Origin of the sequence: Pedobacter sp. SL55 (assembly GCF_026625705.1) — a bacterium.
Lineage (GTDB): Bacteria > Bacteroidota > Bacteroidia > Sphingobacteriales > Sphingobacteriaceae > Pedobacter.
The window spans coordinates 1,179,447-1,192,024 of sequence record NZ_CP113059.1 but is presented as its reverse complement, the minus strand read 5'-3'; the positions used below and the strand labels follow the sequence as shown (position 1 = coordinate 1,192,024).

General features: G+C 35.2%; 8 protein-coding genes. 7 read left to right on the top strand and 1 reads right to left on the bottom strand.

Annotated features, from left to right (window positions below; all coding sequences use genetic code 11):
* The first annotated feature begins 55 nt into the window (after nt 1–55).
* The 7 genes from OVA16_RS05415 to OVA16_RS05385 all read left to right on the top strand — a co-directional run bounded on the left by OVA16_RS05415 (nt 56) and on the right by OVA16_RS05385 (nt 12,066).
* Nucleotides 56–3,376, top strand: a complete 3,321-nt coding sequence (locus OVA16_RS05415; RefSeq protein ID WP_267764029.1) for a DUF4175 family protein — start codon at nt 56–58, stop codon at nt 3,374–3,376.
* 180 nt (nt 3,377–3,556) lie between these two features.
* Nucleotides 3,557–3,979 (top strand): rRNA maturation RNase YbeY, encoded by a 423-nt coding sequence (gene ybeY, locus OVA16_RS05410; RefSeq protein WP_267764027.1) that lies wholly within the window; start codon nt 3,557–3,559, stop codon nt 3,977–3,979.
* Nucleotides 3,980–4,263: 284 nt separating this feature from the next.
* Nucleotides 4,264–4,896 carry a GIN domain-containing protein gene (locus OVA16_RS05405; protein ID WP_267764026.1) on the top strand — a complete coding sequence of 211 codons (633 nt, stop codon included), beginning with the start codon at nt 4,264–4,266 and terminating at the stop codon, nt 4,894–4,896.
* 583 nt (nt 4,897–5,479) lie between these two features.
* Nucleotides 5,480–6,166, top strand: coding sequence for an MCP four helix bundle domain-containing protein (locus tag OVA16_RS05400; RefSeq protein WP_267764024.1), 687 nt, complete (start codon nt 5,480–5,482; stop codon nt 6,164–6,166).
* Nucleotides 6,167–6,394: 228 nt separating this feature from the next.
* On the top strand, nt 6,395–8,257 hold the full coding sequence (locus OVA16_RS05395) for an ABC-F family ATP-binding cassette domain-containing protein (RefSeq protein WP_267764023.1): 1,863 nt from the start codon (nt 6,395–6,397) through the stop codon (nt 8,255–8,257).
* Between the two features lie 79 nt (nt 8,258–8,336).
* On the top strand, nt 8,337–10,199 hold the full coding sequence (gene mnmG, locus OVA16_RS05390) for a tRNA uridine-5-carboxymethylaminomethyl(34) synthesis enzyme MnmG (RefSeq protein WP_267764022.1): 1,863 nt from the start codon (nt 8,337–8,339) through the stop codon (nt 10,197–10,199).
* Nucleotides 10,200–10,320: 121 nt separating this feature from the next.
* Entirely contained in the window at nt 10,321–12,066 is a 1,746-nt protein-coding gene (locus tag OVA16_RS05385; RefSeq protein WP_267764021.1) for an Ig-like domain-containing domain, read from the top strand.
* Here the strand turns inward: OVA16_RS05385 and OVA16_RS05380 are convergent, their stop codons facing one another.
* The gene (locus OVA16_RS05380; protein ID WP_267764020.1) at nt 12,067–12,576 is read right to left on the bottom strand and encodes a gamma carbonic anhydrase family protein; all 510 of its coding nucleotides are present in this window, start codon (nt 12,574–12,576) and stop codon (nt 12,067–12,069) included. It lies immediately after the preceding gene.
* Between the last annotated feature and the right edge of the window lie 2 nt (nt 12,577–12,578).

Below are 12,578 nucleotides of genomic sequence, written 5' to 3'. Positions count from 1 at the left end.
TAATTTTTAATCCCTTTCATTTTAGGCGCACATTTTCTACCTTTATTGTCGTTAAATGGCTATGGGCAACAACTACAACTTACTGCTATTAAAAATCAATGAGTTTACCCGAAAGTTCTATCTCAATAAGCTTTTAAGAGGTAGTATTTACGCTGCTGCCCTAATTTTAACGCTTTATCTTTTTCTATTTATCTGGATTTTCTATAGCTACCCAAGCATAGCTACCAAAACACTGCTCTTCTATTCGTATGTTGCCATTTCGCTTATTGCTGTTCTTTTTTGGATTGTAAAACCAGCACTATCATACTTTAAATTAAGCAAAACTTTAAGTTTAGAAGAAGCTGCAAACTTAATAGGCAACCATTTCTTTAATGTTAAGGATAGGTTATTGAATACTTTACAGCTAAAAGAACTGGCGGATAGCGCACCTCAAAACAGTGCTTTAATTTTAGCTGGCATAGATCAGAAAATCAACGAACTAAAACCTATCCCATTTTCTACGGCAATTAATCTCGGCGACAATAAAAAGCACATCAAATACATTGCGCTGCCACTTTTCATCATTTTATTGATAGGGATTATTGCCCCTGCAATTTTAAGAGAAGGTACCAATAGTTTTATTAGGTACAACGAAGAAGTATTACCCAAAGCGCCTTTTGATTTTGTGATAGAAAACAAAAACTTAACTATTACGCAGGGCGATGATTTGACCATCAAAGTGAAATTAACAGGCGATGAATTTCCGCAGGACATTTATTTGGAAGACGGCGTAAACAGCTATAAGTTGGAAAAACAGGATATCAGCCATTTTACCCACACATTTAAGAACGTTCAAAAAGATAAATCTATCCGCTTTAGCGGCGGTGGTTTTAATTCTGCAAGCCATACCGTGAATGTAAAACCACGCCCCTCTTTATTGAACCTAAGCGCCACGTTAGTTTACCCGGCTTATCTTAACAGAAAAACTGAAGAAGCTCCCAATGTGGGCGATTTGTTGATCCCCGAAGGCACCAAAGTAAATTGGAAGTTAAAGACCGAAAACAGTGAGCAAATCAGCTTTGTTTTACAGCAAAAAGTTCATCAGCTTAACGTGGTTAATAACAATGCTAATTTTAGTGCCGTGATTAAACAGAATGGCAACTATCAAATTGTTCCAAAAAACCAGTTTGTAAGTTTACGCGATTCGCTAAGCCATCAGCTCACGGTAATTAAAGATCAATTTCCTAGCATTAATGTAACCGAAACACCAGATAGTTTAAGTAGCAAAGCGCTGTATTTTACTGGCGTAGTTAATGACGATTACGGATTTTCTTCCCTAAAATTCAGGTATCAAATTAAAGATAAAAATAAAGTTGTAGGCCAAGGCGTTAAAGCCATTGCTATTAAAAACCAACAAACGGAGAATAATTTTTTCTATCTCTGGAATCTGAATGAGATCCCTGTAAAATCGGGTCAAACCATCGATTACTTTTTTGAAGTAGCCGATAATGATGGCGTAAACGGAGCAAAAGTTACCCGCTCAGAAATTAAAACTTACCAAGCGCCAACGCAACAAGAAATTGCAGCCAAATTAGCCGAAGGCAGTCAATCGCTAAAACAAAAAATGGAACAGACCATTAAACTAGCCAACAGCATTGAGAAAGATAGCAAAAAACTGAGCGAAAGTTTATTGGATAAAAAACAGCTCAACTTTGAAGACAAAAAGCAGATTGAGCAATTGCTAGACAAACAGAAACAACTGGATCAAGCGGTTAAGGATATCAAAGACCTGAATGAGAAAAACAATTTCGAAAAGCAGGAAAACGGGCAATTGACGGAAGAACTGAAAGAAAAGCAGAAAAAAATAGACGAGCTGTTTAACAATGTATTGGACGAAAAAACGAAAGAGCTTCTGCAAAAGCTCCAGCAATTGATGGATCAAAATAGGAAAGACCAGACCAGAGAAGAGCTTTCTAAAATGCAGCTAGACAATAAATCTGTAAAAAATGAGCTAGACCGTATTTTGGAACTTTACAAGCAATTGGAATTTGAACAGAACCTGCAAAATAAAATCGACCGCTTGAACGAGATGGCCAAGGCGCAAAAGGACTTATCCAATCAAACTAAAGACAAAAATTCATCTCCACAAGATTTAAAAAGCAAGCAAGATCAGCTCAATAAAGATTTCAAGGATCTGAAGAAAGAATTGCAAGATCTGGACAAGAAAAATCAGGCTTTGGAAAGGCCCAACGATTATAAAAACCCAGAAAAAGAAACCAATGAAATAGAGAAAAACCAACAAGAAAGCCAAGAACAGCTGAACCAGAACAACAAGCAAAAAGCTGCCGAAAAACAGCAGCAGGCTAGCGAGCAAATGCAACAATTGGCGCAAAAAATGCAAGAGCAACAACAAGCTGGGGCCGAAGAAGAAAGTAAAGTAAACGCCCAAGAGCTACGTAAGTTGCTAGAAAACTTGTTGAGCACTTCTTTTGAGCAAGAAAAGGTCATGTTGAACCTTCGCAAAATGGGACCATCTGATCCGGCTTATGTTTCGCAGGCACAAAAACAGAACATGATTCGCGATAACATGAAAACCATTGCCGATAGCTTGTTTTCGTTGAGCAAACGTGTACCACAAATAGAAAGCACGGTAAATACTGAGGTAGAGAAAATCAACTTCAATATTGGCAAAGCCATAGATTTTTTAGGCGATAGAAGAACTGGCGAAGCCAACCGTTCGCAGCAATTTGCTATGACCTCGCTCAACAATTTAGCCTTGATGCTGAACGAGGCTTTAGAGCAATTGCAAAATGCCATGAAAAATGCAAAGGGAGGCAAAGGCAAACAAAAACAGAGCATGCAACAGTTGCAACAAATGCAAGAACAGCTCAATAAAAATATGCAGCAGGCCAAAGAGAAAATGGAACGCGAAGGCAACATGGGTACTGTTCCAAAAGGCCAAATGAGTCAAGAATTTGCTAAAATGGCGCAGCAACAGCAAATGATTAGAGAAGCGCTAGAGAAAATAAACAAAGAAGACAATAAAGATGGCAAAGGTGGTTTAGGCAATTTGAACCAAACCGTGCAGGAAATGAAACAATCTGAACTGGATTTGGTAAACAAACGAATTACACAAGAAACCATTAACCGCCAGAAAAATTTAATGGTAAAACTGCTAGATGCAGAAAAAGCCCAACGAGAGCAAGAGCAGGACGAAAAGCGTGAAAGTAATGCCGCAAAACAGTTCCCTCCTTCCTATCAGCAAATGCTAGAAAAGTTTAATAAGAGCATGCAAAGCGAAAGTGAACTCATCCAAAAACTGCCACCAAACTTAAATTACTATTATAAGAACAAGGTTGCCGAGTATTTTAGGCTGCTAAATTCGACTAAAAAGTAACCTTACTCGTCATTGCGAGGCTAGGAGAAATCTGTTAGTCTAGTTCTGCTTACTTGTAGATTCTTCCTGTCGTTCACAATGACAAAAATATTTGAAAAATGTAGCAAAAAAGCAATCTCTTAGTATTCTTTGTACCTTAGTGGTTAATCTTTTTTACTTTTGCCCTTTAACTTAAATCCAATGGCAAAAATCAATTTCTTTACAGAAGACGTTACCTATAACCTAAAAGGAAAAATCGCCATTAAAAAATGGATGCAAGAAACCATAGAAGCAGAAGGATATCAACTAGCAGAGCTGAATTTTATTTTTTGTTCTGACGAATATTTATTGCGTGTAAACCAAGATTTCCTTCAACATGACTATTATACCGATGTAATCACTTTTGACAACTCAGAAGAGCTTAAAACCATTTTGGGAGACATATTCATCAGTATTGATAGAGTTAAAGATAATGCCAAGCAAAATAATGCCACCACTCACGATGAACTATGCCGCATCATGATCCACGGAACGCTTCATCTGCTAGGTTACAGAGATAAAACCAAAAAAGCCAAGCTAGAAATGACAGCGAAAGAAGATTTCTATTTGGCAACTAGGAACTAATACGATACGCTATTTTCTGTTAACACACCTTTACCAATCCTAACTTGCACATTCTTTGTGCAACACCAATCGGCTTCCCCTACTCTACTTAAACCAATCTTTTTTCATTTTACTTGAATTTTTCGGTGCCTGTTGGTCGAAAAATTACTGGCGTTGGTCGAACCTTTACTCCTAATGGTATAAAACGCTAAGAAGCGGTGCAACCTTTTGTAATTGTTGCAGTCTTATAGATGTAACAAGTTTAAAAACAGAAAAATAATTACAGACATTAAAATATTTAAGATATGAAGACTTCTATTAAAAATCTATTCGCAGCCATCTTAACAGTAGCCATTAGCGCAAGCGCTACATCTTTAGTAAATGCTACAACAACCAAAAAAGTAACTGTTGTAGGCGAGGTTAAAAAATTCAACAAATTAAACGTTGCCGGTAACGTAGAGGTAATTTTGGTACAAAGCCCAAATCAAAGTGTACAGGTTTACGATAGCTACTATTCGAAAAATGCTTTGGTGCAAGAAAAAAATGGCGAACTAAGAATTAGCTCTTTCGATAAAGAAACCTTAACCGTAGTAGTTTACGCAAACCAGTTAAACGAAATTACCGCTAGCGATAATGCTGTAGTTAAAACCAGTGGAAAATTCAGTGCACTTAGCTTAGCCGTTACTTTAAAAGACCAAGCTAAAGCAATTTTAAATACCAATACTATCGATTTGTTCGCTAACGTAAACGGACTATCTAACTTAACATTAAGCGGTAAAACAACAGATTATATTGCTGCTATCAACAGCACATCATCTATCAACATGGATAAATTTACGGCAGAGAACAGCAGCATTCAAGCTAAAAATACTGCAGTAGCACAAAAGCAGTCAGTAAGTGCTGAGCTTCCTAGTGGCGATGTGCTAACCATTTTTTAAAATTCATATTCACATATAAATTTAGTTTAGTTTTAGTTAATCAAGCGGGTGGATGCCCGCTTTCTTTTTGCCTTAGCTATTTTACAGCTAGCAAAACAATACCGCTTTTTCATAGGCTCTTCAACCCCGCTTTACACTTTACTTTTTGGCAAACCTATGTGTTTGCCAAACGTGTTCGTTCCAATCGGATTTAATTAACTAAGAGCTGTGGTGCTAAGCCGCTTTGACAAACTCCTAGCAAATGGGATAGAAATTTGTCAAAGCTAAGCCTTTGGTATAATCTCGAAGATTAGAAGTTGATAAATAAAGAAAACGATATAACCTTTGCGTTCTTAGCGTAGCTCTTTTTTTACTTTGCGGCTAATTTAAAACAAATGGATCACGAAACATTCGCAAAAACCTTTTTACTTTCAATTTATACAACAACACAGAAAACAGCTTTATAGAACCTATACTTCAGTGCATTTCCTCCCTTAAGTATAATATTTTTTGGTGCCAACCAATAAAACATAGTTACTAGGGCTTATCAAAACACTTATCCTATCGAAAATTTAGCTATCTTGTGAATTTATAACAACCAGATATGAAATTCTCTTATTCGCTAAAGCAAAAAACCAAGATTGCCATTTTGCTTTTCTTAATTATGGCCTGTACTATCCTCATCCGTCTATTAGAAGATAGAAGCATTAAGAATATGGAAAAGGCATTTACTTCGCTTTATAACGACAGATTGGTACCTGCTACAGATCTTTTCTACATTTCCGAAAAACTGTATGCAAAGCGCTTCCTTCTAGAAACCTTTGTTTACAGTGATCAAAATAAACTATCTGCACAACAGCTTAACGCTAAGCTTAAAACTTACGATAAACATATCGATACGCTTTTAGCCAAGTATGAACAAACGTTTCTGGTTAAGAATGAAAAAAACCACTTAACCGAGTTAAAAGCTAAGCTGCTAGAGAACAAAATAATAGAGAAAAACATGCTATTAAATGCAAATTCATTAGATAAAACTGCGCTAAGAAGGCTTTATGATAGTGATGCCGAAAAATCATTTTCAGACATTTCTAATACCCTTTCTCAGCTTACCAAAGTACAAACTGTAGTAGGCGAACAATTGAAAGAAGAATCACAAAAAATTGTAAGAGGAACCAACTTGTACTCTACCTTACAATTACTTATTGCTATAGTTATTGGAGCTTTAATTGTGTCTATCCTAGCTGCATCAAACGTAATGAATATCAGAAACGATAACTTCAATTTGAATTAAAACGTAAAGCATTAAATTTAACTACCACACACTTTCGTAATATTTCTTCGTTTAATAACTAATCTACTAGCCGCAAAAGCATTAAGCAGTTTATAATCCGTACTTTTGCAACAATTTTCATTATAATTTATAATTGTTTTTTAAAAATGATTAAACAACTTATGATTTGCCGAACTACATTATACGGCAATCATAATAGTTTGATTATATAAATAGTTTCGAAATACATTGAGTACACTAATTGCAGCAGAAGGGCTTGGCCACGCCTATCACGACGAATGGCTTTTTAAAAATTTAACATTAGGAATTAATGCTGGGCAGCGTGTGGCACTAGTTGGCGTTAACGGCGCTGGTAAAAGCACCCTAATGAAACTACTGGCAGAGCGCTTTGCTCCGCTAGAAGGAAAAGTAGTGAAAAATAAATCTACCAAAATTGGTTTCTTAGACCAAGAACCTTCTTTTCCAGAAAATGCTACCATTAGCGACTTTATTTTCTCTACCGAAAATAAGCAACAACAACTCATTAAAGAATATGAAGAATTAATTGAGGAAGAGCACCCTGATGAAAAGAAGCTCAATAGATTATATGAAGAATTAAGCGAACACAATGCTTGGGAATACGAGCACCAGATCAAAACTATTTTAAGCAGAATGGGCATCAATCATTTGCAGCAAAAAATAGATACTTTATCTGGTGGTCAGCGTAAAAGGCTAGCTTTAGCTAAACTTTTAATTGAAGATCCAGAAATTTACGTTTTAGATGAGCCAACCAACCATTTAGACATTGATACCATTGAATGGCTAGAAAAAATACTTACTTCTGGAGCCAAAACGTTATTATTAGTTACTCACGATCGGTATTTTTTAGATAATGTTTGCAACACCATAGTAGAGCTAGAAAGAGGGAAAACTTTTACTTATAATGGCAACTATGCCTATTTCTTAGAAAAGAAAGCAGAAAGAGAAGCACAAGATGATGCTACCTTTCAGAAAAATAAAAATCTTTTAAAGAAAGAACTAGAATGGATGCGCAGGATGCCCCAAGCTAGAGGAACAAAATCTGTTGCTAGACAAAACGCTTTTTATGATTTAGAAGAAAAAACTAAACAAAGAGTAGATCATCAAAAAGTTACTTTAAATGTAAAAATGGCCCGACAGGGAAACAAAATTTTAGAGCTTGACCACATTAACCAAAGTTTCAATAATGTAACTATCATCAATGATTTTTCTTATGTTTTTAAAAAGGGAGATAGAATTGGCTTAGCGGGCAAAAATGGAACTGGAAAATCCACACTTTTAAATATCATCACAGGAAACTTAAATCCTGACAAGGGTAAAGTTGATATTGGAGATACCACTCAATACGGATATTACAAGCAAGGTGGATTAAGTTTTAACGAAAAAGAAAGAGTAATTGATATCGTGAAGGCAGATGCTGAGTATATCAAAATGGCGGATGGACAAACAATTTCCGCTTCTGCCCTACTTACACTATTTCTATTTCCTCCAAAAAAGCAACATGGTTTGGTAGAGAAATTAAGTGGTGGCGAAAAAAAGCGTTTACATTTAATGAAAGTTTTAATGCAAAATCCAAACTTTCTAATTTTAGATGAACCAACTAACGATTTAGATATTGATACCCTAAATGTCTTAGAAGAATTTTTAGAAAATTTTCCAGGCATATTAATCCTCGTTTCTCACGATAGGTACCTGTTAGATAAAATGAGTGATCAGTTATTTATTATGGAAGGAAACGGAAATGTAAAAATATTTAATGGTAACTATTCTGAACACAGAAACAGTTTAGAACAAGAAAAAGAAGCCGCTTCAAAGAAACAAAAAGTAGAAGAACAAAAACCAACCCAAGCATCAAGCGGCAATAAACTTAGCTTTAAAGAGCAACAAGAATTTAAAAAACTAGAAGAGGCTTTAGCAGAAAACGAAAATAAAATTAAAACCTTAACGCAAGAACTAAATCAAACAGACCCATCTAATTATATCCAAATCCAAGAAATATCAGAAACGATAACCAACATCAATAAAACTATTGAAACAGATATGGAAAGATGGATGGAGTTATCTGAAAAATAAAAATTAATCATGTTTCACGTGAAACATGATTAAAAAAGCAAAATAAAACTAATGTTTCACGTGAAACATCGAAAAATATATGTTTAAAGAATACGACGTAATTGTAGTTGGCGCCGGCCATGCAGGCTGTGAAGCTGCTGCCGCTGCTGCAAATTTAGGTTCATCGGTATTATTGATTACCATGAACATGGAAACTATTGCTCAAATGAGTTGCAACCCTGCAATGGGTGGTGTTGCTAAAGGTCAAATAGTTAGAGAAATTGATGCTATGGGTGGCTATTCGGGTATCATTGCCGATAAAACTACCATCCAATTTAGGATGTTAAACAAATCTAAAGGCCCTGCAATGTGGAGCCCACGCACGCAAAATGATAGAAAAAGATTTGCTGAAGAATGGAGACTAACGTTAGAAAGCTTACCAAATGTAGATTTTTGGCAGGAAATGGTTAGCTCATTATTGATTAAAAACAATACTGTTATTGGTGTAAAAACTAATTTAGGTGTAGAGATAAAAGGTAAATCTGTAGTGCTTACCAATGGTACTTTTTTAAATGGTATCATTCATATTGGCGAGAAAAAAATGGGCGGTGGTAGAACTGGAGAAAAATCTGCCACAGGCTTAACCGAACAATTGGTAGAATTAGGCTTCGAAGCTGGAAGGATGAAAACAGGTACCCCTCCTAGAATTGATGGCCGTTCATTGAATTATAGTTTAATGGAAGAGCAATGGGGAGATGAAGAAAGAGGCAGATTTTCTTATACCAACGTAGCACTTCCAACAGATCAACGTTGTTGCTGGATTACCTATACCAACGATAAAGTACACGAAACTTTAAAAGAAGGCTTTGAAAAATCGCCAATGTTTACGGGTAGAATTAAAGGCTTAGGCCCTAGATATTGCCCATCTATCGAAGATAAAATTAACAGATTTGCAGAACGGGAACGTCATCAAATTTTTGTAGAACCCGAAGGATGGAATACCTGTGAGATTTACGTCAATGGATTTTCTACTTCATTACCCGAAGATGTACAATACAAAGCATTAACTCAGATACCTGGTTTCGAAAATGCGAAGATGTTTAGGCCTGGATATGCCATAGAATATGACTATTTTCCACCTACCCAGCTTTCGTTAACACTAGAAACCAAATTAATCAGTAATTTGTTCTTTGCAGGTCAAATAAATGGCACAACTGGCTATGAAGAAGCTGCTAGTCAAGGTTTTATAGCTGGAATAAACGCACACCAGAAGGTATATGACAAACACGAGCTCATTATGAAGCGTTCAGAGTCTTACATAGGCGTTTTGATAGATGATTTAGTAACCAAAGGTACCGAAGAACCCTATAGAATGTTCACCTCTAGGGCAGAGCATCGCTTATTATTACGTCAAGATAATGCTGATATTCGCCTCACTCCTATTGCTCACGAATTAGGTTTAGTAAACAATGAACGTTTAGAACTGGTAAAACAGAAAGTAAAAGATTCGGACGATATTGTAGCTTTTACAAAAAAACAGGGCATAGAAATGGCAGAAGCTAATTCATTAATGGAAGAATTGGGTACTTCGCCTTTAACGCAAAATGTAAAATTATTTAGTGTACTAAGCCGTCCGCAAGTTAACATTAGCGATATTAGAAAAGTGAGTGAACCTTTTAATGAGCTGCTAAATAAATTTGAAATAGAAACTGTAGAGCAAGCAGAAATTAAAATTAAATATGAAGCTTATTTTGAGAAGGAACAAGAGATTGTAAACAAAATGCAGAAGATGGAAGACAAAGCAATTAATCCTGATTTTGATTATAACACATTAGTATCTTTATCAAAAGAAGCCAGAGAAAAGTTATTGAAGATTAAACCACGTACGCTTGGCCAAGCTTCTCGAATTTCTGGTGTTTCTCCATCAGATATCTCTGTTTTAATGGTTCATATAGCTAAATAATTGAAAATCAAATTATTAAACATATAAAATAATCAATTAAAATAAAGCGTTATAAACGTATAACTAAAAATTTTAATACAATTATTCCAAAAAAGGTAAAAATCGCTTAAAACGCTTATAAATGCTAAAAAACAGAAATTACCATTTTTACTTCATTTTTTTTGTGCTTGTTGGCGCAATTAGCTTGATCTATGGTTGCGCCGCTATGAAATCTCCAGAAGGCGGACCAAGAGATACTACTCCGCCGAAAGTATTGAAAATGACTCCAGAAAATTTAACTACAAATTTCACAGCTAAAAAAATTATTATAGAATTTGATGAATACATTAAGTTAAGTAATGAGTTTAAAGAATTTTCAATTTCTCCGGAATTAGAAAAAGTACCAGAACTTAGAGCTAAGCTGAAAAGACTTGAAATTAATTTATCAGATTCTCTAGAGAAAAATACTACCTATACTTTAAATTTCGGAAAATCAATTGTAGATCTAAATGAAGGCAATGTACTTAAAAACTTCAGCTATGCTTTTGCCACTGGACCTACCATAGATTCGTTAAGCTTAAGTGGAAATGTAACCAATGCACTAACCGGAGAAGCAGAAATAGAAAGTACGGTATTTATACTTCCCTTATCTAGGGATAGTTTATTTGGCAAAAAAAGAGCACCTATTTTTACGTTAACAGATAGTAGCGGAAACTTTAAACTTAACAATTTAAAAAAAGACACCTATAAAGTTTATGCGTTAAAAGAAAAAGGTGGTGGCGACAGAATTTACCAGCAAATAAGTGATGAAATTGGTTTCATTAAAGACCCTATTGTATTAGATAAAAATATTGATAGCCTACGCTTAAGTGTTTTTAAAGAAATTGCACCAAATTTTAGAGTTAACGATAGAAAGTTAAACGCAGATGGAAGTATTTTTATGAGCTTTAACAAAAAGCTAAATAACCCCGATTTAACTGTAATCTTCCCTCCTAGCGTAGATCAAGACAAACTATTTCAATTTAACAAAACTAAAGATTCAGTAAGCTTATGGCTAGCAGATTTATCTTTTGACTCGGTAAAAGTTGCTATAAAAGATGAGGGAAAAACTTTAGATACCGTAAAATTCAGTAGATCAAAAAGAGATACTTATAATAGAGTAGTTAATGCATCTGACAACTTAGAAAGTGGTACTTTAAATCCAAATAAAGACCTTACAATCAGCTTCAATTTTCCCATCAAAAGTATCGATGAAAGTAAAATTATATTGTTAGAAGACAGTATACCAAGGAAATTTACCTTAGAAAAAGATAGTACCAACTTCCTAAAATACCATATCAAATATAAATGGAGAGCTAAAGAAGATTATATCTTATTAATTAGAGAGAATGCGGTAAATGCTATTTTTGAAGCAAAAAATAAAGAACTAATTAAAAAATTCACGCTTGGAGACGCCAACGAATACGGTTCGTTAGTACTACAAGTTGAAACTCCAGACTCTGCTAAAAGTTATATTCTTGAGATTGTAAATAAAGATAATCAAATCATCGCCAGTTTCCCCGTTACAAAGAAATCTTTAGTTAAATTAAGTAACTATAAACAAGGCGTTTACTACGGAAGAATTGTGTATGACGAAAATAAAAATGGTATTTGGGATACCGGTAATGTAAAATTGGGAACGCAGCCAGAAGCGATATGGTACTACCCTAAAGAACTATCTATTAGGGCAAATTGGGATAGGAACGAAACCATAACTATCCCTTTGGTGGCTCCTATCCCTGTACCTAAAATAAAAGAAAAGCCGATAAATGATAACAATACAACTAGGCCTGCTCCTTCTAACAACAATCAGCCTACAGGTAACGTGGGTGGTTTCAGGAGAATGTAGCTACTTAAACCAATCTGCATACATGATATAATTATCAGGCAGTTTATTCAATAAAGCCCGTTGCTCTTCAGTAATGGGCTTTATTTTTTTTGCAGGAGTACCAGCGTAGATATAACCACTCTCGCAAATGGTATTCTCTAAAACCACAGCTCCAGCAGCTATGATACAATATTCATCAACAACCGCATTATCCATTACTATTGCACCCATACCTATTAACACATTGTCTTTTACCGTACAACCGTGTACAATTGCATTGTGACCCACGTTTACTCTATTACCAATAATTGTTGCTGCTTTTAAATAAGTAGCATGAATTACTGCACCATCTTGAATATTGCTTTCGTTGCCAATAGTTATACTGTTCACATCTCCCCTAACTACGGCATTAAACCAAATGGAACAGTTTTTTCCTACTTTAACATCGCCAACAATTGTGGCATTAGGAGCTATAAAACAATCACTTCCAAACTGTGGATTAACTCCTTTTACTGGTAATATAATAGACATGA